The sequence below is a fragment of the Streptomyces sp. CB01881 genome, from assembly GCF_002953255.1.
Lineage (GTDB): Bacteria > Actinomycetota > Actinomycetes > Streptomycetales > Streptomycetaceae > Kitasatospora.
In genome coordinates this window covers 5,040,382-5,066,426 of the sequence record NZ_CP026498.1, presented here as the reverse complement: position 1 = coordinate 5,066,426, position 26,045 = coordinate 5,040,382, and the positions used below count along the sequence as shown (strand labels likewise).

General features: G+C 73.5%; 22 protein-coding genes and 1 tRNA gene. 10 read left to right on the top strand and 13 right to left on the bottom strand.

Annotated features, from left to right (window positions below):
* Positions 1 to 130: 130 nt before the first annotated feature.
* Positions 131 to 523, top strand: a complete 393-nt coding sequence (gene dhaM / locus C2142_RS12055; protein ID WP_148642643.1) for a dihydroxyacetone kinase phosphoryl donor subunit DhaM — start codon at positions 131 to 133, stop codon at positions 521 to 523.
* Between the two features lie 102 nt (positions 524 to 625).
* Here the strand turns inward: dhaM and C2142_RS12050 are convergent, their stop codons facing one another.
* On the bottom strand, positions 626 to 2,341 hold the full coding sequence (locus tag C2142_RS12050; RefSeq protein WP_148642642.1) for a bifunctional 3'-5' exonuclease/DNA polymerase: 1,716 nt from the start codon (positions 2,339 to 2,341) through the stop codon (positions 626 to 628).
* A 221-nt stretch (positions 2,342 to 2,562) separates the two neighbouring features.
* On the opposite strand from C2142_RS12050, the gene C2142_RS12045 reads away from it, so the two are divergent.
* Entirely contained in the window at positions 2,563 to 4,587 is a 2,025-nt protein-coding gene (locus tag C2142_RS12045) for a M3 family metallopeptidase (protein WP_148642641.1), read from the top strand.
* A gap of 44 nt (positions 4,588 to 4,631) precedes the next feature.
* On the opposite strand, the gene C2142_RS12040 is transcribed toward C2142_RS12045, so the two are convergent.
* Together C2142_RS12040 and C2142_RS12035 are read right to left on the bottom strand one after the other, a co-directional pair.
* Positions 4,632 to 6,098 carry a cellulase family glycosylhydrolase gene (locus tag C2142_RS12040; RefSeq protein WP_148642640.1) on the bottom strand — a complete coding sequence of 489 codons (1,467 nt, stop codon included), beginning with the start codon at positions 6,096 to 6,098 and terminating at the stop codon, positions 4,632 to 4,634.
* A 122-nt stretch (positions 6,099 to 6,220) separates the two neighbouring features.
* Entirely contained in the window at positions 6,221 to 6,847 is a 627-nt protein-coding gene (locus C2142_RS12035; RefSeq protein ID WP_148642639.1) for a TetR family transcriptional regulator, read from the bottom strand.
* 151 nt (positions 6,848 to 6,998) lie between these two features.
* Here C2142_RS12035 and C2142_RS12030 point away from each other — a divergent pair, with 151 nt between their 5' ends.
* A complete protein-coding gene (locus C2142_RS12030) occupies positions 6,999 to 8,219 on the top strand; it encodes an acyl-CoA dehydrogenase family protein (RefSeq protein WP_148642638.1) in 1,221 nt (406 codons plus the stop codon).
* A 129-nt stretch (positions 8,220 to 8,348) separates the two neighbouring features.
* On the opposite strand, the gene C2142_RS12025 is transcribed toward C2142_RS12030, so the two are convergent.
* The 3 genes from C2142_RS12025 to C2142_RS12015 form a co-directional block, all read right to left on the bottom strand.
* The gene (locus tag C2142_RS12025; RefSeq protein WP_148642637.1) at positions 8,349 to 9,011 is read right to left on the bottom strand and encodes a hypothetical protein; all 663 of its coding nucleotides are present in this window, start codon (positions 9,009 to 9,011) and stop codon (positions 8,349 to 8,351) included.
* A gap of 68 nt (positions 9,012 to 9,079) precedes the next feature.
* On the bottom strand, positions 9,080 to 9,889 hold the full coding sequence (locus C2142_RS12020) for an enoyl-CoA hydratase/isomerase family protein (RefSeq protein WP_148642636.1): 810 nt from the start codon (positions 9,887 to 9,889) through the stop codon (positions 9,080 to 9,082).
* A gap of 157 nt (positions 9,890 to 10,046) precedes the next feature.
* On the bottom strand, positions 10,047 to 10,721 hold the full coding sequence (locus tag C2142_RS12015; RefSeq protein WP_148642635.1) for a TetR/AcrR family transcriptional regulator: 675 nt from the start codon (positions 10,719 to 10,721) through the stop codon (positions 10,047 to 10,049).
* A gap of 192 nt (positions 10,722 to 10,913) precedes the next feature.
* Here C2142_RS12015 and C2142_RS12010 point away from each other — a divergent pair, with 192 nt between their 5' ends.
* Positions 10,914 to 12,416, top strand: a complete 1,503-nt coding sequence (locus C2142_RS12010; RefSeq protein ID WP_241002530.1) for an MFS transporter — start codon at positions 10,914 to 10,916, stop codon at positions 12,414 to 12,416.
* 158 nt (positions 12,417 to 12,574) lie between these two features.
* Here the strand turns inward: C2142_RS12010 and C2142_RS12005 are convergent, their stop codons facing one another.
* Entirely contained in the window at positions 12,575 to 13,123 is a 549-nt protein-coding gene (locus C2142_RS12005) for a GNAT family protein (protein WP_148642634.1), read from the bottom strand.
* A 75-nt stretch (positions 13,124 to 13,198) separates the two neighbouring features.
* On the opposite strand from C2142_RS12005, the gene C2142_RS12000 reads away from it, so the two are divergent.
* On the top strand, positions 13,199 to 13,819 hold the full coding sequence (locus C2142_RS12000) for a TetR/AcrR family transcriptional regulator (RefSeq protein WP_148642633.1): 621 nt from the start codon (positions 13,199 to 13,201) through the stop codon (positions 13,817 to 13,819).
* Positions 13,820 to 14,062: 243 nt separating this feature from the next.
* Here C2142_RS12000 and C2142_RS11995 read toward each other — a convergent pair.
* A tRNA-Arg gene (locus C2142_RS11995) sits at positions 14,063 to 14,135 on the bottom strand.
* A gap of 631 nt (positions 14,136 to 14,766) precedes the next feature.
* Here C2142_RS11995 and ssb point away from each other — a divergent pair.
* From ssb to C2142_RS11970, 5 genes are all read left to right on the top strand, one after another.
* A complete protein-coding gene (gene ssb / locus C2142_RS11990) occupies positions 14,767 to 15,345 on the top strand; it encodes a single-stranded DNA-binding protein (RefSeq protein ID WP_162002458.1) in 579 nt (192 codons plus the stop codon).
* Positions 15,346 to 15,692: 347 nt separating this feature from the next.
* Positions 15,693 to 17,150, top strand: coding sequence for a Cys-Gln thioester bond-forming surface protein (locus C2142_RS11985; protein WP_148642631.1), 1,458 nt, complete (start codon positions 15,693 to 15,695; stop codon positions 17,148 to 17,150).
* Between the two features lie 295 nt (positions 17,151 to 17,445).
* A complete protein-coding gene (gene ettA, locus C2142_RS11980; protein ID WP_148642630.1) occupies positions 17,446 to 19,110 on the top strand; it encodes an energy-dependent translational throttle protein EttA in 1,665 nt (554 codons plus the stop codon).
* 110 nt (positions 19,111 to 19,220) lie between these two features.
* On the top strand, positions 19,221 to 19,709 hold the full coding sequence (locus C2142_RS11975; RefSeq protein WP_148642629.1) for a thioesterase family protein: 489 nt from the start codon (positions 19,221 to 19,223) through the stop codon (positions 19,707 to 19,709).
* A gap of 83 nt (positions 19,710 to 19,792) precedes the next feature.
* Complete coding sequence (locus tag C2142_RS11970) at positions 19,793 to 20,485, top strand: hypothetical protein (protein ID WP_148642628.1); 693 nt, start codon at positions 19,793 to 19,795, stop codon at positions 20,483 to 20,485.
* A 1-nt stretch (position 20,486) separates the two neighbouring features.
* Here C2142_RS11970 and C2142_RS11965 read toward each other — a convergent pair whose 3' ends face one another.
* The 5 genes from C2142_RS11965 to C2142_RS11945 all read right to left on the bottom strand — a co-directional run bounded on the left by C2142_RS11965 (position 20,487) and on the right by C2142_RS11945 (position 25,987).
* On the bottom strand, positions 20,487 to 20,891 hold the full coding sequence (locus tag C2142_RS11965) for a globin (RefSeq protein ID WP_148642627.1): 405 nt from the start codon (positions 20,889 to 20,891) through the stop codon (positions 20,487 to 20,489).
* Between the two features lie 95 nt (positions 20,892 to 20,986).
* Positions 20,987 to 22,222, bottom strand: coding sequence for an ABC transporter permease (locus tag C2142_RS11960; RefSeq protein WP_241002529.1), 1,236 nt, complete (start codon positions 22,220 to 22,222; stop codon positions 20,987 to 20,989).
* On the bottom strand, positions 22,219 to 23,139 hold the full coding sequence (locus C2142_RS11955; RefSeq protein ID WP_148642626.1) for an ABC transporter ATP-binding protein: 921 nt from the start codon (positions 23,137 to 23,139) through the stop codon (positions 22,219 to 22,221). The genes C2142_RS11960 and C2142_RS11955 overlap by 4 nt, the downstream gene beginning before the upstream one ends.
* A 138-nt stretch (positions 23,140 to 23,277) precedes the next feature.
* Positions 23,278 to 24,558 carry an FHA domain-containing protein gene (locus C2142_RS11950; protein WP_148642625.1) on the bottom strand — a complete coding sequence of 427 codons (1,281 nt, stop codon included), beginning with the start codon at positions 24,556 to 24,558 and terminating at the stop codon, positions 23,278 to 23,280.
* A gap of 73 nt (positions 24,559 to 24,631) precedes the next feature.
* Positions 24,632 to 25,987: a VWA domain-containing protein gene (locus tag C2142_RS11945; RefSeq protein ID WP_148642624.1), complete on the bottom strand. Its 1,356-nt coding sequence runs from the start codon at positions 25,985 to 25,987 to the stop codon at positions 24,632 to 24,634.
* Positions 25,988 to 26,045: the final 58 nt, after the last annotated feature.

Below are 26,045 nucleotides of genomic sequence, written 5' to 3'. Positions count from 1 at the left end.
CAGACGATGCTGACCCGACGCTACGCCAGACGGGGGTCGCCGGCACGGGGTGCGACACGCGGCGGCGGGTGCCCGGAGCCGGCGGCGGGCCACTCGTGCGCGGCGGCGCGGCGGCCGTAGGGTCGGCGGTATGAGCGACTACGTGGGCATCGTCCTGGTCTCGCACAGTGCGCGGTTGGCCGCCGGGCTGAAGGAGTTGCTGGGGGAACTCGCCTCCGACGCGGTGCGGGTGGTGGCGGCCGCCGGGACGGAGGAGGGCGGGCTCGGCACCAGCTACGAGCTGATCGCCCGGGCCGTCGCGGAGGCGGACGGCGGGGCCGGTGTGGTGGTGCTGCCGGACCTCGGCAGCTCGGTGCTGACCGCCGTCACGGTGCTGGAGGACGAGCCGCGGCCCGGGGTCGTGCTGGTGGACGCGCCGTTCGTGGAGGGCGCGGTCTCGGCGGCGGTGACCGCGTCCACCGGGGCGGCGCTGGCCGAGGTGGTGGCGGCGGCCGAGGAGGCGCGCGCCTTCCGCAAGCTCTGAGGGGCGGTGCGGGGCGGGGCCCGGGGCTCCGCCGCCGGCTCCTGGCGAGGCGAGGCGAGGCGAGGCGGGGCGCGGGCGGCGGCAAGGCCCGGGCGCGGGCCGCTACTTGGCGTCGGCGTAGCAGTCGACCACGGCGGTGCTGAGCGGGAACCGGACCGGGGTGTCCCCGAAGACCAGCCGGCGGGCCTCGTCGGCGGACGCGTCGACGGCGGCGGCCACCTCGTCGGCCAGGTTGGCGGGGGTGTGCACCACCACCTCGTCGTGCTGGAAGAAGACCAGGTGCGGCCGGTCGGCCGGGTCGGCCACCGGCAGGGCGGCCAAGCGGCGGCGCAGCGCCGCGAGCAGGGCGAGCGCCCAGTCGGCGGCGCTGGCCTGGATCACGAAGTTGCGGGTGAAGCGGCCCCGGGCGCGGGCCGAGCGGCCGCCGGCGTCCCCGGCGGACTCCGGGGCCTCGGTGAGGTCGAGCCAGTCGGCGGACGGCGGCGGGCAGGCCCGGCCGAGCCGGGAGGTGACCACGCCGCCGTCCTCGCCGGTGCGTGCGGCCGCCTCCACGTAGCCCATGGCGGCCGGGTAGCGGCGGCGCAGGGTGGCGAGCAGCGGGCCGATGTCGCCGCTGGTCTGCCCGTACATGGCGCCGAGCAGGCCGAGCTTGGCCTTGTCGCGGTCCCCCTGGAAGGCGGAGGCGGCGAGCGCCTCGTAGAGGTCGCCGCCGGCTGCGGTGCGGGCGAGGCCGGTGTCCTGGGAGAGGGCGGCGAGGACGCGCGGCTCCAGCTGGGCGGCGTCGGCGACGACCAGCAGCCAGCCCGGGTCGGCGACCACGGCGCGGCGCAGGATGCGCGGGATCTGCAGGGCGCCGCCGCCCCGGCTGGCCCAGCGGCCGGAGACCACGCCGCCGACCACGTACTCGGGGCGGAACCTGCCGCCGCGGGCCCAGGCGTCCTGCCAGGCCCAGCCGTGCGCGGCGTGGATCCGGGAGAGCTCCTTGTAGCGGATCATCAGCTTCGCGGCCGGGTGGTCCACCGCCTTCAGCTCCCAGGACCGGGTGGAGCCGAGCTGGATGCCCCGCTCCGCGAAGGCGCGCAGCACCTGGCTGTGCGAGTCGGGGTTGAACGGGCGCCCGCCGAGGGCCTGTTGGAGCTCGGCGGCCAGCTCGGCGAGCAGCCGGGGGCGGCTGCCGGGGATGGCCGGGCGGGGGCCGAGCAGCTCGGTGAGCAGCCGGTCGTGGATGTCGGCGCGCCAGGGCAGCCCGTCGTACGCCATCTCGGCGGCCACCAGCGCGCCGGCCGACTCGGCGGCGGCCAGCAGCCGGAACCGGGACCGCGCGCCGGGGTCGGCGATCGCGCCCAGCCGCCGCTGCTGCTCGGCGTGGACGGCGACGACGGCGGCCAGCGGATCGGCGCCGGGCGGCAGTTGCAGCCGGTCGGGGGCGAACAGGGTGTCCTGCCCGTCGTCGGACTCGGCGGAGCCGGGCTCGGGCAGGTCGGCCGGGACGGGCAGGCCGCGGAGCCGGGCCCAGGCGGCGCCGAGCGAGCGCGGGGCGCCGAACCGGCCCTCGTGGGCCAGCAGCAGCGCCTCGACCAGGCGCAGGTCGTGGCAGCGGGCGAGCCGGTCGGGCAGCCGGGGGAGCAGCGGGGCGTAGGCGCTGTCGGCGGCGGCCCAGACCCAGCGTACGGCACCCGCCCGCTCGGCGTCGGCGACGGCGGCGGCCAGGTCGGTGGTGGCGGCGGGCGGGCCGAGCGGTTCGCCGGCCTCGTCGAGGGGCTGGAGCCGGCCGCCGGGGCCGTGCGGGTCGGGGACGAGGACGATCCGGGGTGCCACGGGGGGCTCCTCCTCTCGGGCGGACGGGTAGGGACCGTCTGGACGGGTGCTCGGGGGGTGGGGGCCGTCGTGACGGTCCCCGGGACCTCGACGGTAGCCGGTGGGTACGACAATGCGCCCCGGGCGCGCGTACCGGCCGGTACGCCGGGGTCCGCGCGGAGCGCCGGGGACCGGGCCGGGGGCCGTAGGCAGCGCCGGTGACACCGCGTAGGGTCGGCAGAATGAGCGAGAACCCCTTCTTCGTGCCCAGCACCCTGGTCTACGAACTGCCGCCCTTCGCCGCGATCCGGGAAGAGCACTACCTGCCCGCGTTCGAGCGTGGGATGGCCGATCAGCTGGCCGAGATCGCCGCGATCACGGCCGACCCGGCGGAGCCGACCTTCGACAACACGCTGGTCCCGCTGGAGCGGTCGGGGGCGCTGCTGCGACGGGTCCGGGCCGTCTTCGACAACCAGGCCTCCGCGGACACCTCGCCGCTGGTGGACCAGGTGGACGCCGAGACCAGCCCGAAGCTGGCGGCGCACACCGACGCGATCCTCCTGGACGCCGCGCTGTTCGCCCGGATCGACGCGCTGCACGGGCGGCGGGCCGCACTGGGGCTGGACGCCGAGTCGCTGCGGTTGCTGGAGCGGTGGCACACCGCCTTCGTCCGGGCCGGCGCCCGGCTGGGCGCCGGCGAGCAGCAGCGGCTGCGTGCGCTGAACGCCGAACTCGCCACCGCCTCGTCGGAGTTCCGGCTGAACGTGACGGCCGACTCGAAGGCCCGCGCGCTGGTGCTGGACTCCGCCGAGGAGCTGGCCGGGCTCTCGCCGGACGCGATCGCCGCCGCCGCCGAGAACGGCCGGGCGCTCGGGCACGACGGCAAGTACGTGCTCAGCCTGAAGAGCTTCTCCAACCAGACCGAGCTGGCCTTCCTCACCGACCGCTCGGTGCGCGAGCGCCTCCTGGCGGCCTCGCTGGGCCGCGCGGCCGACACCAACGGCCCGCTGGCGATCCGGATGGCCGCACTGCGAGCCGAGCGGGCCGCGCTGCTCGGCTACGACACGCACGCCGCGTACGTGGTGGCGGACGAGACGGCGGGCAGCGTCGGGGCGGTGGACGGGCTGCTGGCCCGGCTGGTGCCGCCGGCGGTGGCCAACGCCCGCCGCGAGGCCGCGGAGCTGGCCAAGCTGGCCGCCGCCGACGGGATCGAGGAGATCGCCGCGCACGACTGGGCGTACTACTCGGAGCAGGTGCGGCAGGCCTCGTACCAGGTGGACGCGGCGGCGCTGCGCCCGTACTTCGAGCTGGAGCGGGTGCTGCGGGACGGCGTCTTCTTCGCCGCCAACCTGGCGTACGGGGTGACCTTCACCGAGCGGCCGGACCTCGTGGCGTACCACCCGGACGTGCGGGTCTTCGAGGTGTTCGAGGAGGACGGCGGCTCGCTGGGCCTCTTCCTCGGGGACTTCCACGCCCGGGCGTCCAAGCGCGGCGGGGCGTGGATGGACGAGCTGGTCACCCAGTCGCGGCTGCTGGGGAAGCGGCCGGTGGTGTTCAACAACCTGAACATCGCCAAGCCGGCGGCCGGCGAGCCGGTGCTGCTCTCGTGGGACGAGGTCCGCACGCTGTTCCACGAGTTCGGGCACGCGCTGCACGGGCTCTTCTCGGACGTCCGGTACCCGTACTTCGCCGGCACCGCGGTGCCGCGCGACTTCGTCGAGTTCCCCTCGCAGGTCAACGAGATGTGGATGGTCCGGCCGGAGGTGCTGGCCAACTACGCCCGGCACCACGTGACGGGCGAGCCGCTGCCGGACGGGCTGGTCGGGCGGATGGCCGCCGCGGAGGGCTTCGGGCAGGGCTTCCGCACCGTCGAGTACCTGGCGGCGACCCTGCTGGACTGGGCCTGGCACACCGTCCCGGCGGGCCAGGAGATCGCGGACGCCGAGGAGTTCGAGGCCGCGGCGCTGGCCAAGGCCGGTGTCGCGGTGGCGGCGATCCCGCCGCGCTACCGGACGGCGTACTTCTCGCACGTCTTCTCCGGCGGGTACAGCGCGGGCTACTACGCGTACATCTGGTCGGAGGTGCTGGACGCCGAGACGGTGGAGTGGTTCGGGACGAACGGCCGGACCGTGCGGGAGAGCGGCGAGGTGTTCCGCCGCGAGCTGCTGTCGCGCGGGGACGGCCGGGACGCGCTGGACTCCTTCCGGGCGGTGGTGGGGCGTGACCCGCAGACCGGCCCGCTGCTGGCGCGCCGCGGCCTGGCGTAGCGCGCCGCGGGGTGGCCCGCCCGCGGGCAGGCCACCCCGGGGGGTCAGCGCGGGACCAGCGTGACGGTGACCGGGGTGCCCGGGCGGGTGTGCGGGAGGCGGATCCGGGCGGTGCCGGCCCGGTCGCCGGCCGGCTGGTCGACGTCGACCCGGGCGCCGGCCGGGGTGACGGCGATCCGCACGCCGGTCGGGAACGCGGCGGCGGGCAGGGCGAGTTCGGTGCTGCGGCCGGTGCCGTCGGCGGTCCAGTGGACGGTGTGGCCGGACGGCGTCGCGGTGGTGGTCGCGTCCGTCCCCGCGACCGCCGTCGGGTAGGGGCCGAAGACGGGTTCGTCGCCGGGGGCGGGGCGCCCGGCCGGGTCGAGCGCGCAGTAGCCGCCGTTGCCCCGGCACCAGTACCACATGGCCCAGCCGGCGGCGAAGCCGTCCATGGCCGCGACCTGCCGGCGGACCAGCCGGGTGTTGCCCGGCCTGCGGGAGTCGGGCGGCCCCCATTCGCCGACCAGGACCGGCAGCCGGTGGGCGGCCGGGTAGGCGGTGATCGCGGCGGTGTAGTTCTCGACGAAGCCGCCGTTCTCGTCCCAGTCGGCGCCGGACTCGACCGCGGTGTCGTAGAAGTGCGGTGCGTAGCCGAGCCGGGGGCCGCCGGGGCGCGGGTCGGTGAAGCCGGGCAGCCGGGTGGGCACGCCCTGGCCGACCAGGACGGTCGGTTCGACGAAGAGCCAGGCGCGGGTGTCCGCCGCGCGCACGGCCCGGATCAGCCGGTCGTACATGTCGGCGAGCCGGCCCTGTTCGAGGGCGGCGGAGGCGGCGGCCAGCACCGCCGGGTCGGTCGGGTCGCCGTCCACCGGGCCGAACGGCTCGTTGAACAGGTCGTAGCCCAGCAGGGAGCGGTGGCCGCACAGTTCGCGGGCCAGCCGGGTGTAGAAGTCGGCCTGCCAGGTGCGCAGGTCGGGGTCGTCGTAGAGGTGGCGGAAGGCGGCCTGGACGGCGGGCTGGAAGTAGCCGGCGAACCAGTCGTCCGGGTCCGGGGTGAACGGCAGGCCGTCGTCGCGGGTGGCCCAGACGGGGATGCCGCGGTCGCCGCCGCCGAACTTCGGTCCGTAGACGTCCTGGTGGAAGTCGACCAGGGCCAGCACGCCGTACCGGTCGGCCCAGCCGAGCAGCCGTTGCAGCCGGGCCAGCTCGGCCCGGTCGAGGCGGCCGCGTTCGGGCTCCAGCCTGGTCCAGGAGACGGCCACCCGGATCAGCGTGAAGCCCTGCTCCGCGAGGGACCTGACGTCCTGCTCGGTGGCCTCGGCGTACTTGTCGAGGTTGAAGCCGCGCAGCTGGAGCCGGCGGCCGGTGGCGTCGGTGAGGCTGGTGCGGCCGTCCGGGGCGGTGGCCGTCCCGGTGGGGAACTCCGCCCGGTGCGGCGCCGGTTGCGCGGCCGCCGGGGTGGCGGCGAGCGGCGTGGCGAGGGCGGTGGTGGCGGCGAGCAGGAGGGCAACGGCGGTGCGGCGCAGGCGCATCGGGACCTCACAGGATCTCGCGGGCCGAGGCTCGCGGGCTGGGGGTGGGGCCCGATGATGCCCGGATCGCCGTGTACCGCACAAGAGTCCGGTCCGGGTCCGGCGGCTCGGGGGCGGCGGGATCAGGCCGGCGGCGGCTCGGCGGCGGGGGCGGGCAGGGCGGCGGTGGGCAGGTCGGCGGCGGCCGCGAGCCGGCCCCAGAGCAGGTCGGCGAGCGCCTGGACCATCCGGGTGCGCGAGCAGGGTCTGGTCTCCAGCCACCAGTCGCCGGCCGCCAGCACCATGCCGGTGATGCCCCGGCCCCAGGCCTCGGCGAGGAGTTCGCGGTCGGCGCCGAGGTCGACCTGGCTCTCGACGGCGCGGGTGATCTCCTCGGCGATCCGCCGCAGCGCCGGGGCGAGCGCGTGGCCGACGCCGCTCGGGTCGCCGGGTTCGGGGTGGGTGAGCAGGCGGTAGACCTGCGGGCGGGCCTCGATCCCGGCCAGGTAGGTGTCCAGCACGTGCTCGACCCGGTCGCGGCGTTCCAGCGGCTCGCTGAGCGCGGCCCGGACGGCGGCCAGCAGGCCGCTGGTGTGACGCTCGGTCAGTGCCCTGATCAGGCCGTTCCGGTCGCCGAAGTGGCGGTACAGGATCGGCTTGGTGATCCCGGCCTCGGCGGCGATGGCGTTCATGCTGGCGGCCGGGCCGTCCCGCTGGATCACCCGGTCGGCGGCGTTGAGCAGCTGCTCGCGGCGGGGCTCTGAAGACATGCGCTGCTCCTCGTTCGGGCCGTTGACATCAGTTACCAATCAGTAGCAGACTCCCTCGATGTTACCGGGGGTAACACTCGGCGTGGCCTCGCCGGCAGCCGTCGGCGCGGGCCGCCTCCCGGCGGCCGGCCCTTCATCGGAGGTATGCATCATGAGCACGTTCTCGCTGGACCCGGGCGCGGACCAGCTCGCCGTACGCGACTGGCTGCACGGCTTCGCCGCCGACGTCATGCGCCCCGCCGCGGCCGAGTGGGACGAACGCGAGGAGACCCCCTGGCCGGTCATCCAGGAGGCCGCCAAACTCGGCATCTACTCCCTGGACTTCTACGCCCAGCAGTACTTCGACCCCTCCGGCGTCGGCATCCCGATCGCCATGGAGGAGCTGTTCTGGGGCGACGCCGGCATCGGCCTCTCCATCGTCGGCACCACGCTGGCCGCGGTCGCGGTGCTCGCCAACGGCACCGACGAGCAGATCGGCACCTGGGCGCCGCAGATGTTCGGCACCCCGGACGACGTCAAGGTGGCCGCGTTCTGCTCCTCCGAGCCGGACGCCGGCTCCGACGTCTCCGCGCTGCGCACCCGGGCCGTCTACGACGAGGCCGCCGACGAGTGGGTGCTGAACGGCACCAAGACCTGGGCCACCAACGGCGGGATCGCCGCCGTCCACGTGGTGGTCGCCACCGTCGACCCGGCGCTCGGCGCGCGCGGACAGGCCTCCTTCGTGGTGCCGCCGGGCACGGCCGGGCTGAGCCAGGGCCAGAAGTTCAAGAAGCACGGCATCCGCGCCTCGCACACCGCCGAGGTGGTGCTGGACTCCGTCCGGGTGCCCGGCCACTGCCTGCTCGGCGGCAAGGAGAAGCTGGACGAGCGGCTGGCCCGGGCCCGCGAGGGCGCCCGGAGCGGGAAGGGCAGGAACGCGGCGATGGCCACCTTCGAGGCCTCCCGCCCGGCCGTCGGGGCGCAGGCGATCGGCATCGCCCGGGCCGCGTACGAGGTGGCGCTGGACTACGCGAAGACGCGGGTGCAGTTCGGCCGGCCGATCATCGACAACCAGGGCGTGGCCTTCCAGCTGGCCGACATGAAGACCCGGATCGACGCGGCCCGGCTGCTGGTCTGGCGGGCGTCCTGGATGGCGGCCAACAACCAGCCGTTCACCGCGGCCGAGGGTTCGATGTCCAAGCTCTACGCGGGTGAGACGGCCAAGTGGGTCACCGCACAGGCGATGCAGATCCTCGGCGGCAACGGGTTCACCCGGGAGTACCCGGTGGAGCGGATGCACCGGGACAGCGCGATCTACTCGATCTTCGAGGGCACCAGCGAGATCCAGCGGCTGGTGATCGCCCGGGCGATCTCCGGGATGCCGATCCGCTGACCGGGCGGCCGGCCCGCCCCGCGGGTGGCCTGACCACTTGTCGGGTGGCGGCCCGCCCGCCGGCCGGGGCGGCTGCCTTCGGGCCGGGGTGGGGCCGGCGTGGCGGGGCGGCTGCCGGCGGGCCGTCGATCAGCGGGCCGCCCAGAAGGTGAGCCCGGCCGTGAGGGCGCCCACCACCGCGCCGGCGACCGTCTGCGCGGTGGTGTGGTCCCGCAGCACCACCCGGGACCAGCCGATCACCGCGACCGGCGGGGCCGCCAGCAGCCACCACGGGCCGAGCGCGACCGCCAGGCAGACCACCGCGCCGCTCGCCACGGCGGTGTGGACGGAGACCTTCCACCAGACGGTGATCACCAGGATCGGCACCAGCGAGACGAACATCGCCAGCACCGTCGCGGTCAGGTCGGCCGGGGCGTCCAGCCCGAGCATCACCGCGAAGCAGGTCAGGACCGACCCCATGATGAAGGGGAGCACCGTGAGCCGCCGCTGCCGGTGGCCGACGTGCCGGTCCTCCAGCGTGCCCCTGCGGACGCCGCGCCGGATGAACAGCGTCGGGATCACGGCGGCGAACAGCGCGGCGAACAGCGCCCAGCCGAGCCCGTGCCAGCCGTAGCGCAGGACGCCGAGCAGCGGCAGCATCGCGATGATCACGTTCTTCGGCTCGACGCCGTCGGTGACCCGGCGGGCCCAGAGCGTGGTGCCCGTCGGTGTGGTGCCCGTCGGCGCGGTGCTCGTCGGTGTGGTGCCCGTCGGCGCGGTGCTCGTCGGTGTGGTGCTCGTAGGCGTGGTCATCTCGGTGGGTGCTCCTGGGGGGAACGGCTGTCCGTTCGATCGGATGATCGTCATGGTCCGGCGCGGGGTCAGAACCGGGGCGGCCGGCCCTCCAGGAAGGCGGCGAGCCCCTCGCGCACGTCCGGGGCCTCCCGGGAACGGCGCTCCCAGGGCCGCAGCGCCTCGGCGGCCTGCTCCGGCGGGACGGCCAGCGCCGCCTTGACCGCTCCGATCGTCTGCGGCGAGCGCCTGGTGAGCAGCCGGGCGAACTCCAGGGCGTCGGCGTCCAGTCCGGCGCCGGGTCCGACCCGGTCGGCGAGGCCGATCACCGAGTTGCGCAGGCCGGTCAGCAGCTCGCCGGAGAACAGCATCATCTTGGCCCGGGACGGCCCCACCAGCCGGGCGAGCCGCAGGGTGGGCACGGCCGGGTAGACCACGCCGAGCTTGGCCGGGGTGATGCCCATCCGGGCGTCGTCGGCGACCCACCGCAGGTCGCAGGCGACGGCCAGCTGGCAGCCGCCGCCGACGCAGGCGCCGTGCACCACCGCGATCGTCGGGTGCGGGAAGTGCGCCAGCGCCTCCTCGGCGGCGACGTTGTCGGCGTGGTAGGCGTCGGCGCGGTCGGGGTCGGTGTAGATCTCGGACAGCTCGTCGATGTCCGCTCCGGCGCTGAACGTGCCTCCCGCGCCGGTGACCAGCAGCGCGCGCACGCTCGGCTGTTCGGCTATCCGGAACAGCAGCTTGGGCAGGGCCTGCCACATCGCCAGGGTGATGGCGTTGCGCCGGTGCGGCCGGTTGAACTCCAGTACCGCGACGCCGTCCTCGCCGACGTGGGCGCGGAGGCCGTCGACGTGGGTGGGCAGCGGGGAGCGGTCCCGCGTGAGCAGCGGCTGGTCCATGTGCACCTCCGGAGATCGTGGTGCGGACACTCTCTCAGGCGGGTCGGGCGGGGCCGTCGGGCGGGCCGCCGCGACGGGGTGCCCCGGGCGGTGGGCCGGCCGGTGGAGCAGGCGGGGCGGGGAGGTCGAGGCGGGGCGGGGGCGTCGGGGCGGGGCCTCAGGTGGTGCGGGTGCCGTAGTCGCCGAGGCCGTGCTCGACCAGGTCGAAGGCGCGCCGGGCGTTGTCGACGGCCTCCGGCAGTACGTCGGCGGCCCGCTCGCCGGCCAGCATCCGGCGCTGGTTCTCGGTGGTCAGCGTCACCCGGACACCGAGGAGTTGGGCGGCGGCGGCCCGGGCGCGGACCCGGTCGCCCTCCGGGTCCTGGGCGAGCAGCTCGGCGGCCAGCAGCTCGTTCGCCGTGTGGCTGAACGTGGTGGTCGCGCGCAGGGCCAGCGCGGGAGTGCGGTGGATCAGCTGCACCACGTCGATGGTGAACCGGTCGTCGTTGAGCCCGGTGGCCGGGTCGAACCCGGCCAGCGCGGCCACGAAGTGGGCGCGCAGTGCGGCCACCGCCGAGGTGCCGGGGGCGCGGTCGCGCACCACCCGGGCGGGCTCGTCGACGTGCTGCTCCATCGGCGCCATGACCAGGTCTTCCTTGGACGGGAAGTAGTTGAAGACGGTCATCTTCGAGACCTCGGCGGCGGCGGCGATCTCGGCGACCGACACCTCGTCGAAGCTCCGCTCGGCGAACAGGGCGATGGCACTGCGCCAGATCCGGATGGCGGTCTGGCGCTTCTTGCGCTCGCGCAGGCTCAGCCCGTCGGGGGTGGCGGTCCCAGTGCTCTTCACCATGCCATGACTGTACCAGGATCAAACATCTACCCGGGCTAAAGATGTACCGGATCCGAAGATAGGTCGGGATGAAGAATTGACCGAGTCAAAAATGACTGCCATGGTGGAGCCGTGCCGCCGCGCCGGGCTCCACCGGTGCGGCCCGGCTCCCGTTCGATCGCCCGAATTCCGTTACCCCCGGGGGGATTTCCGATGGCCGCCACCGCGCCGGCAGCAGCTCTGATGACGGAGCCGCAGCGCAAGCTGGGCATGCTCCTCTGCCTGATCACGATCATCCTGGCCGTGCTCGACATGAACATCGTGTCGGCGGCCACCGTGCCGATCGTCCGGGACCTCGACCCCGTCCACGGCGTCGACCGGCTGCCCTGGCTGGTCAGCGCGTTCGCCCTGGCCGCCACCGCGCTGCTGCCGCTCTACGGCAAGCTCTGCGACCTCCACGGTGCCAAGCGGGTGCTGCTCGCGGCCGTCGGCACCTTCCTGTTCGGCTCGGCGCTCTGCGGGGCCGCGCAGTCGATGGAGCAGCTGATCGCCTTCCGCGCCGTCCAGGGCATCGGTGGCGGCGGGCTGATGAGCGTGACGATGGTGGTGATGGCCCAGCTCAAGGACCCCGAGGAGGGGGCGAAGGGCGGCGGCGGTATGGGCGGCATCGTCGGCGGCGCCGGCATGGCCCTCGGGCCGCTGATCGGCGCACTGCTGGCCGATCACCTCGACTGGCGCTGGATCTTCTACGTCAACCTGCCGCTCGGCCTGCTCGTCCTGGTCGGCGCCGCCGTCCTGCTCAAGCTTCCCCAGGGGGCCGGCAGCCGCGGCCTGGACTTCCTCGGCGCCACGCTCGCCGCCGCGTTCGCCACCTCGCTGCTGCTGCTGACCGAGTGGGGCGGCAAGGACTACGCCTGGACCTCCCCGCAGATCCTCGCGCTGGCCGCCGCGGCCCTGGCCGCGCTGCTCCTGTTCGTCTGGCGTCAGGCCACCGCCGCCGAGCCGGTACTGCCGCTCTCGCTCTTCCGCGTCCCGGAGATCCGGATCGGCTTCGCGGTGCAGGGCCTGGTCGGCATGGGCCTGATGGGCGCGATCATGTACGTGATGCTCTACCTCCAGGTCGCCCGCGGCGTCGCCGCGACCTCGGCCAGCCTCTACCTGATCCCGATGGCGATCGGCATGACGGTCATCGGCATGGTGGTCAACCGGCTGACCGCGCAAGGCGTCCAGACCCGGACGCTGCTGGCCGCCGGCGGGGCCTGCGCCACCGTCGCCCTGCTGCTGCTCGGGCTGAGCGGCCCGGCCACCTCGCTCTGGCTGGTGCGGGCCGAGCTGGTGCTGCTCGGGGTCGGCCTGGGCCAGCTGATCGGCCAGCTCATCAGCGTCGTCCAGGACGCCGCCCCGGCCCACCAGTTGGGTGTCGCCACCACCGGCATCCGGTTCTTCCAGACGCTCGGCAGTGCGCTGGGCGCGGCACTCTTCGGCACCGTGCTGGCCCGGGCCTTCGAGGCCGACGAGCCCGGCACGCCGCTCGGCGCGGTGGGCCGGATGACCGGAGCGGCCCGGGAGCACGCGGTGCAGAGCTTCGTCGGCGCGGTGGACGTGGTCTTCCTCTCGGCGGCCGGGGTGATGGCGCTGGTCCTGCTGCTCGCCCTGCGGCTGCCCCGGCGTCCGGTGGAGGAGCCGGTGGCGGAGCAGCGGGTGCTGGCCGCCTGAGCCCGGCCGGCGGGGCCGGTCGGGGCGGGCCGGCGCAGGGCCCGGTGGACTTCGGTCCGCCGGGCCCTGTCGCGTTCGCCCCGCGGGACGGGGTGCGGGGTGCGCGGGACGGGGTGCGGTGGGGCGGGTGGTGCGGCCGGTGCCCGGCCGGTGCCGCGTCAGGAGGCGGGCTTCCACTCGTGGGCGAGGATCGACCAGACCTCCTTGTCGAGCCGGCCGCCGTCGTGCGGGTAGTGCTCCCGCAGCGTGCCGTCCAGCTTCATGCCCACCCGCTGGGCGAGTGCCCGGCTGCGGAGGTTGTTCGGGCTGGTGTACCACTCGATCCGGTGCATGCCCCGGGTGTTGAAGGCGTAGTCGATCAGGATGCGGACGGCGGCGGCGACCAGGCCGCGGCCCTCGCCGGCGGGCTCGGTCCAGACCCCGATCTCGCAGTTGCCGGCGGCAACGTCGAACTGCGGGAACATCACGCCGCCGACGAGGGTGTCGTCGGCCCAGATGCCGAAGATCCGGCCGGTGTCGGCGGCCTGCCGGTCGGCGTAGCGCTGGAGCGTGGCGCGGGCGGAGTCGAGGTCGGTGGAGTAGCCGGCCCAGCCGATCCACGGGTCGGTGTGGGCGCGGGCCCGGTCGATGTGGGCGAGGAACTCGGTGGCCTGCCACGGTTCCAGGGGGCGCAGCTCGGCGTTGTCGGCGAGCGGGAGGGTGAACATGGGCAGGCCTTTCGAGGAGCGGTGCGGGACGGTCCGTACATACATAACAAACGTTTGGTATGTACGATAGCCCCCATGACGCCAGCCCGCGGAGACCACGACGCCCGACGCCTGGAAGTCTCCGAGGCGGTCTGGCGGGTGCTCTCCTCGCGCGGTTTCGAGGGGCTGACGCTGCGCGCGGTGGCCGCCGAGATGGGCGCCTCGACCGGGCTGCTGACGCACTACTTCCCCAACAAGCGGGCCCTGGTGGCCTACGCGCTCGACGAACTGGACCGGCGCTCCCTCGAACGCCCGCGCCGCACCGCCCCGGCCGACGGCAGCGAGCCGCCGCCGGCCGGCCTGCCCCGGCTGCGGGCGGCGCTGCTCGACGTCCTGCCGCTGGACGGGCCGGCCACGGCGGGGAACCGGATCTGGGTCGGCTCCTGGGACGTCGCGCTGGCCGATCCGGAGCTGGCCTCCGCGCACGCCGCGCGGTACGCCCGGGCGCGGGACGCGCTGACCGGGCACGTCGCGGCCGCGCAGCGGCTCGGCGAACTGCCCGCCGGGGTGGACGCGGCGCGGCTCGCGGCGGGGGCGCAGGCCTTCGTGCTGGGGCTGGTGGTGCAGGCCCTGTTCGCCCCCGCGGAGTTCCCGGCCGCGCGGCAGGCGGAGCTGCTGGACGCCTACCTGGCGGGGATAGCCGCCCCCGGGGCATAGCGCCCCGGGGTCGCGGAGTCCTGGCGGTACTCGGTCATGCCGGATTGGCCCGCGGTATCCGTTCGAGTCCGACCCGTCGCCGTGGTGCAGCCGCCCGGTGCCGGTGTTTCCCGTGGGGCCGTTTCCGGCGCCGGGGCGATACGCATTGTCACGGGTTATGTGCGGTCGGTGTGCGTGCTTTTCCCGGCGACCGGGTCGGCATATGCCCCACCGGGGTGGTGGCCTGCGGGAATTCGGGTGGGGTGCCCCCAGCAGGATTCGAACCTGCGACCTACCGCTTAGAAGGCGGGTGCTCTATCCGCTGAGCTATGGGGGCGGGACGGGCGGCGCCCTGGCGGGCGTGACCGTTGCCGGGATCGGGCGACGGGCGCGTGCGGCCTGTCCGGCCCCGTACCTGAGGGTGGGGGTGGGGGTTGGCGGGCTCTTGCCCTGTCGGGGACAGGATAAGGGTGCCCAGTTCCTCGGCCGGGTGTAACAACACCGTCGCGGGTGTGTCGGCTTCGGTGGAGCGGTCCGATAATCGCAGGTGAAGGCCGTGCGTGCAGCGGTCTGACAGCCTTCGGCGCCGGACGTTGTGCAGTCGTTACGGGGCTGCCGCCCCACCCGTTATGGATTCGGCACGGAGAAAGCGCCGCCGTCACGGCGGGTGGGGGACCGTATTCGGGTTCGTTCGGTCGGATGACGTGGGCCGACGGCCGGCGGGGCCACCCTTGGGGGTGTCCCGGCGGGCCGGGAAGCGGGGCGTTTCTTGTCATGACCTCGCAGAAGAAGGGCCGGAAGTAGGGCCTGAAGGCCGAAATTCACCCCTGTGAGTGACACCGGTTTTCCACAGGGCCGAGTTGTCCACAGGATTTCCGATCGCACTGGCGCGGATTTCCCGGGAAGCGCACTCTCAACTCGCACCGGTCGATTCCGTACGGTGCATTGGAGAGAACGGAGCGTGTCCTGTGAGCGGGACTCAGGTGACGGTGATCGGCAATGTCGCGACCGAGGTGAGCTATGCCCGGACCCCCGCCGGGGTGCCGGTGGCGAACTTCCGGCTGGCGTCGACGGAGCGGCGGTACGACCGGCAGAAGGAGGGGTGGGTGGACGGCGAGACGCAGTGGGTGACGGTGACGGCGTGGCGGGCGCTGGCGGGTCATCTGATCGACTCGCTGACGAAGGGGGATCCCGTGGTGGTGAGCGGCCGGCTGCGGGTGCGGGAGTGGACGGAGGGGGAGGCCAGGCGCAGCAGGGTCGAGATCGAAGCCCGATCGGTCGGACATGATCTCAGTCGCGGTACCACGGCCTTCACGTGGTCGCCGGGGGGCCGGGGCGAGCCGTCCGGCGACGATGGAGGAGTGGCGTTCGACGAGGCGGTGCCCGGGTGGATCGCGGACGCACTGCAGGCTTGGAAGGCTTCGGCGTTGACGCCGTCCGGGCCCTCGCCGGCGACGGTGCCGGCGGCCGTGGGGGCCTCTCCGGTGGCGGGGGTGCAGGTGGACGGCATGCGGATCGGAGGTGACGGGCAGGAGTCCTCGGACTGACCGGCGGGACATCTCAACTGTCGACAAATATGTTGATCGAGACGGTTGTTGTACCCGCACGCGCAATCCCTGATCGGTTAACCGAAAGTACCCGGCTTTCTGGCTGATCGTCAGCTTGTGTGGATAGTGGGGGGGTTGATAACGATCCAGATACGGAATCGTCCTGATTTCGCATGGGGGTTTGCGCGCCCCCCTGGCTCAATAGGATTCGTCTGGTTCACACAAGTGCAGCGGCGCCACAGGGGGCGCGGCAATGCAAGGCGGGCAGCCCATCGGCATGGCCCGGCCCGGAGGGATCCCAGATGTTCCAGAGGCAGAGGCAGAGTCTCCCCCGCATAACCACTGTCATGCTCACGACCAGCTTGGCGCTGGGCGGAAGCCTGTTCGCGGCCGGTGCGGCGGTCGCGGCCGACGCACCCGGTGCGGGCGTCTCGGCCGTGCTCCAGCCCAAGATGGTGAGCGAAGAGGTCATCGTCGACGGACAGGGTGTCCAGGGTGGTCTGTTCACCCTGAAGACCGAGAACGGCGAGATCCAGACGTACTGCATCGACTTCGGCCACCCGGTGAACACCAACGCCGGCGTCAAGTACCAGGAGTCGGACTGGAAGTCGAGCTCGCTCGGCGGCAAGGACAAGGCTCCGGCCGCGGCCAAGATCCGTTGGATCCTGGAGAACTCCTACCCGCAGGTGACCGACCTCGTGAAGCTGGCCAAGGACGCCGGCGTCCAGGGCGAGCTCACCAAGGAGGACGCCGCCGCCGGTACCCAGGCCGCGATCTGGAAGTTCTCGGACGACAAGAACGCCGTCCCGACCGACCCGCAGGCCAAGCAGCTGCGCGACTACCTGGTCAGCGACAAGAACAAGGGCATCGCCGCCGAGCCCAAGCCGTCGCTGAGCCTCACCCCGGACGCGGTGGCGGGCAAGCCCGGCAACAAGCTCGGCCCGTTCACCGTCAACTCCAGCGCCTCCGAGGTGAAGCTGTCGGTCGCCGGTGACGCCGCGGACAAGGTGAAGCTGGTCGACAAGGACGGCAAGCCGGTCACCGGCCTGACCGGCCCGATCGCCAAGGACACCCAGGTGTTCCTGGACGTGCCGGCCGGTACCCCGGACGGCGCGGCCACCGTGACCGCCAACGCCGACACCGTCGTGCCCAGCGGCCGCGTCTTCCTCAGCAAGGGCTACACCGCCGCCGAGCACAGCCAGACCATGATCCTGGCGGGCTCCACCAAGCTCAGCGTCAAGGACGCCGCGAAGGCCGCCTGGAAGCAGGGCAAGGGCGCGCTCGTGGAGAGCGCCGCCCAGGTCGAGTGCGACGCCAACGGCGTCCGCGTCTCCGTCGCCAACACCGGTGACGAGGCCGCCAACGTCACGGTGACGCCGGGCAAGGCCGTCACCGTCCAGCCGGGCAAGGTCGAGAGCGTCGTCGTCCCGGTCGCGGAGGACGCCGCCTACGACATCACGGTCACCGGCCCGAACGGCTTCAGCAAGCAGTTCAAGGGCGTCCTGGACTGCAAGGTCGCCACCGGCACCACGCCGACCGGCACCCCGTCGGCCGGCCCGACCACCGCGGCCCCGACCACCCCGGCCCCGACCGGCACCCCGTCGGCCGGTGCCACCACCACCGCTGCCAAGCCGGCTCCGGTCGCCACCAGCCCGGCCCCCGGCGCCACCGGTGGTCTGGCCCAGACCGGTGGTAACGACGCCACCCCGGTGATCGCCGCCGTCGCCGGCGCTCTGGTCGTGGCCGGTGGCGCCGCGGTCTTCGTCCTGCGCCGTCGCGGCCGCCACGGTGGCAGCGCCGCCTGAGGCAACGCCGCACCAGGGGCCTGAGGCACTGAGGCCCTGAAGCACCCCGGCCCGGCTCCCCGCACCAGTTGCGGGGGCCGGGCCGGACCGCGTTCCGGGGGAGTGGGCGGGGCGTGAGCGGGGCGCGGCGGGGTGCGGGGCGGCACGCACGGGGGCACACGGGCGGGACGCGGGGGGAGCGGACCGGCGGGATACCCCAGTGGGGCACGGCAGGCGGTTCGGGACTCGGGGTCGGGTGCGGCACAATGGAAGGCTGAAAGCCGAATTACTCCCGACGACGCCGGAGCGATCTCACGTGGCGGAATACATCTACACGATGCGCAAGGTGCGCAAGGCGCACGGAGACAAGGTCATCCTTGACGACGTGACGCTCAGCTTCCTCCCCGGGGCGAAGATCGGCGTTGTCGGCCCCAACGGCGCCGGCAAGTCCACCGTGCTGAAGATGATGGCCGGCCTGGAGCAGCCCTCCAACGGCGACGCCTTCCTCTCGCCCGGGTACACCGTCGGCATGCTGCTCCAGGAGCCGCCGCTGGACGAGACCAAGACGGTCCTGGAGAACGTCGAGGACGGCGTCAAGGAGATCAAGGCGAAGCTCAACCGCTTCAACGAGATCGCCGAGCTGATGGCCACCGACTACTCGGACGCGCTGCTCGACGAGATGGGCAAGCTCCAGGAGGACCTGGACCACGCCAACGCCTGGGACCTCGACGCCCAGCTGGAGCAGGCCATGGACGCGCTGGGCTGCCCGCCCGGCGACTGGGCCGTCACCAAGCTCTCCGGTGGCGAGAAGCGCCGCGTCGCGCTCTGCAAGCTGCTGCTGGAGGCCCCCGACCTGCTGCTGCTCGACGAGCCCACCAACCACCTGGACGCCGAGTCGGTGAACTGGCTGGAGCAGCACCTGGCCAAGTACGCCGGCACCGTCGTCGCCGTCACCCACGACCGGTACTTCCTGGACAACGTGGCCGGCTGGATCCTGGAGCTCGACCGCGGCCGCGCGATCGGCTACGAGGGCAACTACTCCACCTACCTGGAGAGCAAGCAGTCGCGCCTCAAGGTCGAGGGCCAGAAGGACGCCAAGCGCGCCAAGCGGCTCAAGGAGGAGTTGGAGTGGGTCCGCTCCAACGCCAAGGGCCGCCAGGCGAAGTCCAAGGCCCGTCTGGCCCGCTACGAGGAGATGGCGGCCGAGGCCGACAAGATGCGGAAGCTGGACTTCGAGGAGATCCAGATCCCGCCGGGCCCGCGTCTGGGCAGCGTCGTCATCGAGGTGGAGAACCTCAACAAGGCCTTCGGCGAGAAGGTTCTGATCGACGACCTGAGCTTCACCCTGCCGCGCAACGGCATCGTCGGCATCATCGGCCCGAACGGCGCCGGCAAGACCACGCTGTTCAAGATGCTCCAGGACCTGGAGACCCCGGACTCCGGCAAGGTCAAGGTCGGCGACACGGTCAAGATCAGCTACGTCGACCAGACCCGCTCCAACATCGACCCGAAGAAGACGCTCTGGGAGGTCGTCTCCGACGGCCTGGACTGGATCAACGTCGGCCAGGTCGAGATGCCGTCCCGTGCCTACGTCTCCGCGTTCGGCTTCAAGGGCCCGGACCAGCAGAAGCCGGCCGGCGTGCTCTCCGGTGGTGAGCGCAACCGCCTCAACCTGGCGCTCACCCTCAAGCAGGGCGGCAACCTGCTGCTCCTCGACGAGCCCACCAACGACCTCGACGTCGAGACCCTCTCCTCGCTGGAGAACGCGCTGCTGGAGTTCCCCGGCTGCGCCGTGGTCATCTCCCACGACCGCTGGTTCCTGGACCGGGTGGCCACCCACATCCTCGCCTACGAGGGCGAGAGCAAGTGGTTCTGGTTCGAGGGCAACTTCGAGTCGTACGAGAAGAACAAGATCGAGCGACTGGGCGCCGACGCCGCCCGTCCGCACCGGGCCACCTACAAGAAGCTGACCCGAGGCTGACACCCAGCCGTCACAACGGCCCGGCAGACTGCCCCCCGGGGGCGGCCTGCCGGGCCGCGGCCCACCGCCACCTCCGTGCGGCGGGTCACCGGACGTCGAGGAGAACACCCGTGGCACGCCACATCTACGCCTGTCCGCTGCGCTGGTCCGACATGGACGCGTTCGGGCACGTCAACAACGTCGTCTTCCTGCGCTACCTGGAGGAGGCCCGGATCGACTTCATGTTCACCCAGGCCGCCGCCGCCGGTGCGGGGGAGTTCGCGGGCGGTTCGGTGGTGGCGCGCCACGAGATCGACTACAAGCGGCCGCTGGTGCACCGGCCCGAGCCGGTCACCATCGAGACCTGGGTGACCAAGATCGGCGGCGCCTCGCTCACGGTGGCGTACGAGATCAAGGACACCGCCGAGGACGGCACCGAGACGGTCTACGTCCGGGCGTCCACCGTGGTCGTCCCCTACGACCTTGCCGAGGGCCGGCCGCGCCGGATCAGCCCGGTGGAGCGGGAGTTCCTCGGCCGCTTCACGGACGAGGGCAGCACGGACGGCCACAGCAAGGGCGACCGCAGCCTGGACGCGGAGCCGGTCGGCGCGGCGGCCTGAGCCGCGGCCCGTCCGGGCGGCCCGACCGGCCGGCCCGGGCGCACGACCACCCACCGACACACACGGATTAGAGCTGACTCGCGTTGACCGGTACCGCCCCCCTCGCCCTCGCCGACGCCGGGGAGGCCGCCGACCTGGCCGCGTTCCTGGTCCGGCTGCTCCGCTTCGACAAGGCGGCGGCGGTGCGGTTGCAGGCGGTGCCCGCGGCGGACGGCCCGGGCGTGCTGGCGGTCTTCGGGCGGCTGCCGCTGGGCGGTTCGGGCGTCCTCGCGATCCGCACCGCGCGGCTGACCGCGCTCGGTGAGCCGGTCGACCGCACCGTCTCGGCCGGCCGACTGCTGGACGGCGTGGACGACGAGGCGGACACCGCCGTCCTGCCCGACGCCGTGACCGGCCCGGCCTGGGCCGGCCTGCTGCCGCCGCGCACCGGCTGGCGGCTGCTCGGCGAGCCGCCGGCCGACCGGGTCTATCCCGAACTGATGGCCGCCGTGCGGGAGTTCCGCGAGCGCAGCGAGGCCGTCCCGGCGCACCACCGGACCAGGGCGGTGCTGGACGCGCTGGCCGACGAGATCTGGTCCCGGCCGGTGACCGTGCTGCCCGAGCTGCCGCTGCGCGCCGCGCACGCGGCCCATGTGATCGGCTTCCTGAAGCCGGACGCGCCGCTGACCGTGCACCGGGCCGGCGGCTGGCTGCGGTTGAGCGCCCCGGCCGGCTCGGTGGCCGTCCGTACGGCGGCCGCGCCCGGTGCGGGGCTGGGGCTCAGCCCGCTGAGGTGAGTCAGCCCTCGGTGTTGACCATCGAGGCGGCGGCGTAGGTGAGGTAGTCCCAGAGCTGCTGCGCGGCGTCGGCCGGCAGCGCCAGCTCGTCCACCGCCACCCGCATGTTCCTCAGCCAGGCGTCGTGCGCCGCGCGGTCCACCTTGAACGGGACGTGCCGCATCCGCAACCGGGGGTGACCGCGGTGCTCGCTGTAGGTGCGCGGGCCGCCCCAGTACTGCATCAGGAAGAGTACGAGGCGCTCCTCGGCGGGGCCGAGGTCCTCCTCGGGGTACATCGGCCGCAGCAACTCGTCCTCGGCGACGCCCTGGTAGAACCGGTGCACCAGCCGTCGGAAGGTCGGCTCCCCGCCGACCTGGTCGAAGAAGGTCTCCTCGCTGAGCGTGCCACGCCGGATCTCTTTCACCCGACCATGGTCGCAGACGGCACCGGGGTCGTACACCGGGACCTGGGGACCAGGACTCCCGGCGTACGACCCCTTGCACGGGCCGGAGACCTTTGTTAAGCGTCCTCCCAGCTGAAGAAACGCCAGGCGATCGCGGTGACGACCGCGGCGAACACCAGCAGCCCGCCCATGGCCGGCAGGGCGTCCATCACGCCGCCGCCCCGGGAGAGCACCGACTGCGCGGCGGTGACCAGGTGCTTGAGCGGCAGCGCGTTGGAGATCATCTTCAGCCAGGACGGCATGTCGTCGGTCGGGAAGAACGAGCCGGACAGGAACGACATCGGCAGCACGATGATCTGCGAGATGCCGTTGGCCGCCTCCTCGGTCTTGGCGAGCGACCCGGCCAGCAGGCCGATCGACATGAAGGCGATGGTCGCGCAGACCACCAGCGGGACGATCAGCCACCAGTTGCCGCTCAGCTTGAGCCCGAAGAACGGCGTGGTGGCGATCGCCAGGAAGATGGCGGTCTGGGCCAGCGCCGTCAGCACCGAGACGGCGATCCGGGAGCCCACGATCGCCCCGGGGCTCACCGGGGCCAGCCGCAGCCGCCGCAGCACCTTCTTCTGCCGCCAGGACACCAGGGTCAGCGAGGCGCTGAACACCGCGCCGGTCGCCACCGCCCAGCCCAGCAGGCCGGGGGTGAGGAACTGGATCGGCTTCAGCGACTCGTCCTCGACCCGGACGGAGTCCAGCACGAAGGCCGGCGGCTTGCCGGAGGCGGCCTGGTTGGCCTGCTGGACCACCGAGTTGACGATGCCCTGGACGGTGCCGGCCCGGACCTGGTCGGCGGCGCTGAAACGCAGCACGATCCTGCCGTCCGGGCCCTGCTTGATCAGCGCGTCCAGGTCGCCCTTGCGGACCTGTTCCAGCGCGGCGGCCTCGTCGTCGTTCCTGCTGATGGAGAGGACCTTCTCCAGCTCGGCCCGGCCGTCGCCCTGCACCGCGTCCAGCAACTGGACGGCGCCGACCTGCACCACCTTGGCGTGCGCGGTGCCGCCGCTCTTGAGCAGGGTGCCGAACAGCATGAGGAACATCAGCGGGAAGAGGAGCACGAAGAAGACGGCGGCCTTGTCCCGGAAGAAGGCGACCAGCATCACCCGGGAGAGGCTGACGAAGGCGCTCACCCGTTCGCGCTCCGGCTGCCCGTCGGGCGCAGCGGGGGTGGCGGGCTTCCGCTGGGCCGGGACGGCGGAGGTCCGGGTGCCGTCGGCCGGGGCGTCCCCGGTCCGGACGCTGTCGGGCTGCGTGCCGTCGGGCTGCGTGCCGTCCGTCCGGGCGTGTTCGGCGGTCATGCGCGGTACTCCCGTCCGGTGAGCTGGAGGAAGACGTCCTCCAGGGTGGCGCCGCGCACTTCGAGGCCGCGCAGGGCGTTCTGTTCGGCCAGCACGGAGAGCACCGGGCCGGGGAGGCGGGTGGAGACGGCGAGCGAGACGCCGTCGTCCTCCACGGCCTCGACCTCGGCGCCGGCGGCGGCGGCGAGGAGTTCGCGGGCGCGCTCGGCGGTCAGCTGGCCGGACTCGACGCTGATCCGCACGGTGTCGTCGATCTCGCGGACCAGCGCGGCCGGGGCACCGGTGCGCAGGATCCGCCCGTGGTCCATCACCGAGACGCGGTCGCAGAGCACCTCGGCCTCGTCCAGGTAGTGGGTGGTCAGGACGACCGTGCGGCCCTCGGCGTTGATGGTCCGCAGGAGGTCCCAGAGGTTGCGGCGGGCCTGCGGGTCGAGGCCGGTGGTGGGCTCGTCCAGGAAGACCAGCTCCGGCTCGTGGACCAGCGCGCAGGCGATCGAGAGGCGCTGGGCCTGGCCGCCGGACATCTTGTCGGTCATCACGCCGGCCGACTCGGTCAGGCCGACCCGCTCCAGCATCGCGTCGGCCCGCTTGGGACCGACGCCGTAGAAGGAGCCGAAGGTGCGGATCGTCTCGCGCGCCGTCAGCTTGTTGAAGAAGGCGGAGGCCTGGAACTGCACGCCGATCCTCGGCAGCAGTTTCGGGTTGCGCGGCCAGGGCGCCAGCCCCAGCAGCTCGACCCGGCCCTCGTCGGGCTTGCGGATCCCCTCCAGGATCTCCAGTGTGGTGGTCTTCCCGGCGCCGTTCGGCCCCAGGATGCCGTAGAACTCGCCGGCCTCGACGGTGAGGGAGACCCCGTCGACGGCTTGTACATCCCCGTACCGCTGACGGATCCCGTCAGCGGATATAGCTGCAGTCATGGGCCCTGACACTACGGGTACCGGACGGGCTTGTGGAGTGATCTGAGCACGATTTGATGGTCCCTCAGGGCAGGCGGAACCGGGCCGGGCCGGACGGGGGAGTCACCCGTCCGGCCCGGCCCGTCGCTGCGGCCGCCCTCAGGCTCGGTGCAGGGTGATGGTGGTCCACGCCCCGACGTGGATCCGGTCGCCGTCGTTCAGCGGGATCGCGGTGTGCGGGGTGATCGGTTCGCCGCCGCCGTTCACCGTGGTGCCGTTGGTGGAGTCCTGGTCGACCAGCACCCAGCTGCCGTCGGCCTGTTCGGCCAGCAGCGCGTGCTGGTGCGAGGCACCCGGGTCCTCCGGCGGGACGGAGAGGTCGATCTCCGGCACGGTGCCGCGGTGCTGGCTGCGCCGGCCGATCCGCAGCTGCCCGCGGCCGGTCAGCGGGATGCGCCGCTCGGGGCAGTACGGCGGGAAGAACAGGCCCGCCGCCTCCGGGCCGCTGCGGGCCATCATGTCGGTGAAGTAGTCGCGGTCGGCCGAGACCACGGCGATCCAGTTGGTGCGGACCGGCTCCGGCTGCTGGGCCGGGTGGCCGGGCGGGCCGGGCTGGGGCTGGGCCTGCGGTTGGGCCTGCTGGGCCTGCTGGTGCTGCTGGGCCTGCGGGGGCACCGGCGGGGCCAGGTGGAACGAGGTGCCGAACTCCCCGCCGCGGCCGGTCGGACCGGGCTGGGCGTAGACCGGGCCGGAGTCCTCGCGCGGCGCGGGCTCCTGGTACGCGGGCTCCGGGTACGCGGGGCCGGCCGGGTACCCGGCCTCCTGGTGGGGGGCCTGCCCGTTGGCGGGCGCTGCGGGCGGGTAGCCGTAGCCGGACGGCGCGCCGCCCGCCTGGGCCGGCTGCACCTGCTGGGCGTGCGGCTGGGCGTGCTGCTGCGGCTGCGGGAACGGCTGCTCGGCCGGCTGCGGGCCGCCGTACGCCGCCGGGATGTTGAGCGGGGCGGGCGCGGGGGCGGGCCCGGGCACCGGGGTGCCGGCGGCCGGGGGCTGTCTGCGCGAGGGCGTGGAGAGGTCGTAGTCGTACCCGCACTCCTCGCAGAACCGCCCGGTCTGCGGGCTGCGGCAGATCGGGCAGACCACCAGGCCCTCGGTGAGGTCCGGGAAGCCCTGGCCGGCCGGCGGTGCACCCGGCGGCGGTACGGCGCCCGGCGGCACCGCACCGGGAACCGGCCCGCCGAACGGCGCCCCGCCGTGCGCGGGCTGGCCGGGGTGGCCGGGGTGGCCGGGGTGTCCGCCGTGCGGGCCGTGGCCCGGCGCGCCCGGTGCGCCCGGGAGCATGCCCGGCGGCGGCGGGAGCGGCGGTGGCGGTGTCATCGGGAAGCCGCAGAAGTCGCACCAGTCCTCGGCCTGCGACTCATGCCCCCTCGGGCAGATCGGCATCAGGTCCCCCTCAATTCCAGCCAGCTGGGGCAGCGTCCGGCCGGGCCCCGGCCCGGTCGGAGTTCTTCAGCGGTCACTTCTTCACACGGACGGTCTTGGTCGACCGGGTCTCAAGGGTCATCGAGTCGGCCTCGCTCACGTTCTTACGGAACCGAACCGTACCCTCCTTCGGGTCGACCACGTCCACCACCTTCTGCAGCAGCTTGAACGTGCCGTCGTTGCCGGTCGCGTGTGCGATCCGGACGGCGGCGCCGAGCTTGGCGGTCGCGCGGTCGACGTCCCCGGCCCGGTGCGCCTCCAGGCCCTCCTGGATGGACGAGGCCAGCTCGGCCTGCCCGGTGTAGTGGGCGACCTGCGGGCTGATCCGGGTGGACGAGGCCAGGTCGTCGGTCCAGACCGCCTTGACCAGGCCCTGGGAGAGCACCTCGGGGGTGCTGCCGGTCTGCGGCGGCAGGACGAGGCTGACCCGGGCGGCCAGCATCTCGTTGCCGACGGCGGCGGCGGGGACCTCCACACAGACGTGGTAGTCGCGGCTCTCGTCGCCCCAGGAACCGGTGGGGTAGTCGCCGGCCCGCGGGCCGGCCTCGGTGCGGCGGCCGGTGAGGTCCTCGACCGCGGGGGCGACCTGCTTGACGAACTTCACCACCGCGTTGGCGGGCGTCCAGATCCGCAGCGCGACGTCGGCGACCTGCTTGCCCATCGCGCCCTCCATCATGGCGCGGAAGTCGTCGGCGAGGCCGGACGGTTCGGCGACGATGTCGACGGTGCCGAGCAGTGCGGAGGAGATCTTCCGCAGCTCGTCCACCCGCCAGTCGGTGCCGACACCGCGGCAGTCGGCGGTGAAGTGGCCGCAGGCCCGCTCGATGGCGCGGTCCAGATCGGCCGCGTTCTCGTGCTCGTTGTTGCCGTCGGTGAGCAGGATGGCGTGCCGGATGGCGATGTCGCGGCGGGTCAGGAAGAGCTTGTCCGCCTTGGCGAGCCAGGTGCCCATGGCGGTGCCGCCGGCCGCGGTGAGGCGGCGCAGCGACTCCTTGGCCTGGGCACGGGTGGCGTCCGAGGCGACGGCGAGGGTGCCGTCGCCGGGGTAGACGTCCTTGGCCTCGTGGGTGCCGGCGACGACCGCGAAGGCGACGCCGTCGCGGACGGTGTCGATGGCGGCGGCGGTCGCCTCGCGGGCGCCGCGCATCTTGCTGGACGGGTAGTCCATCGAGCCGGAGCAGTCCACCATGATCACCACGGCGGCGGACTGCGCGTCCGCGCCCAGCGGGCCCGCGTCGGACACCCCGAGCGGGCGGCCGCCGGAGGTGCCGCCGCCGGTCGCGGTGACGGTGACGACGGCGTTCACCTCGCGGGCGCCGTCGGCGAGGAACTCGTTCTGGAAGATCTCCACGTCGAACCTGGGCAGGTTCGGCTTAGCCAGTGTTGCCATGGGCCGGTGGCTCCCGTCGGGTGGTCGGTTGGTGCGTACGGTCGGTGGGGTGCGGGCG

What these genes read in the sequence shown, in the direction of transcription:
- C2142_RS12030 (WP_148642638.1), top strand. Translation starts at nt 6,999, where the DNA reads ATGAGCACGTTCTCGCTGGACCCGGGCGCGGACCAGCTCGCCGTACGC.
- C2142_RS12000 (WP_148642633.1), top strand. Translation starts at nt 13,199, where the DNA reads ATGACGCCAGCCCGCGGAGACCACGACGCCCGACGCCTGGAAGTCTCC.
- C2142_RS12015 (WP_148642635.1), bottom strand. Translation starts at nt 10,721, where the DNA reads ATGGTGAAGAGCACTGGGACCGCCACCCCCGACGGGCTGAGCCTGCGC.
- C2142_RS12010 (WP_241002530.1), top strand. Translation starts at nt 10,914, where the DNA reads ATGGCCGCCACCGCGCCGGCAGCAGCTCTGATGACGGAGCCGCAGCGC.
- C2142_RS12025 (WP_148642637.1), bottom strand. Translation starts at nt 9,011, where the DNA reads ATGACCACGCCTACGAGCACCACACCGACGAGCACCGCGCCGACGGGC.
- C2142_RS11985 (WP_148642631.1), top strand. Translation starts at nt 15,693, where the DNA reads ATGCTCACGACCAGCTTGGCGCTGGGCGGAAGCCTGTTCGCGGCCGGT.
- dhaM (WP_148642643.1), top strand. Translation starts at nt 131, where the DNA reads ATGAGCGACTACGTGGGCATCGTCCTGGTCTCGCACAGTGCGCGGTTG.
- C2142_RS12005 (WP_148642634.1), bottom strand. Translation starts at nt 13,123, where the DNA reads ATGTTCACCCTCCCGCTCGCCGACAACGCCGAGCTGCGCCCCCTGGAA.
- C2142_RS12045 (WP_148642641.1), top strand. Translation starts at nt 2,563, where the DNA reads ATGAGCGAGAACCCCTTCTTCGTGCCCAGCACCCTGGTCTACGAACTG.
- C2142_RS11950 (WP_148642625.1), bottom strand. Translation starts at nt 24,558, where the DNA reads ATGCCGATCTGCCCGAGGGGGCATGAGTCGCAGGCCGAGGACTGGTGC.
- C2142_RS12035 (WP_148642639.1), bottom strand. Translation starts at nt 6,847, where the DNA reads ATGTCTTCAGAGCCCCGCCGCGAGCAGCTGCTCAACGCCGCCGACCGG.
- C2142_RS12020 (WP_148642636.1), bottom strand. Translation starts at nt 9,889, where the DNA reads ATGGACCAGCCGCTGCTCACGCGGGACCGCTCCCCGCTGCCCACCCAC.
- C2142_RS11955 (WP_148642626.1), bottom strand. Translation starts at nt 23,139, where the DNA reads ATGACTGCAGCTATATCCGCTGACGGGATCCGTCAGCGGTACGGGGAT.
- C2142_RS11945 (WP_148642624.1), bottom strand. Translation starts at nt 25,987, where the DNA reads ATGGCAACACTGGCTAAGCCGAACCTGCCCAGGTTCGACGTGGAGATC.
- C2142_RS12040 (WP_148642640.1), bottom strand. Translation starts at nt 6,098, where the DNA reads ATGCGCCTGCGCCGCACCGCCGTTGCCCTCCTGCTCGCCGCCACCACC.
- C2142_RS11960 (WP_241002529.1), bottom strand. Translation starts at nt 22,222, where the DNA reads ATGACCGCCGAACACGCCCGGACGGACGGCACGCAGCCCGACGGCACG.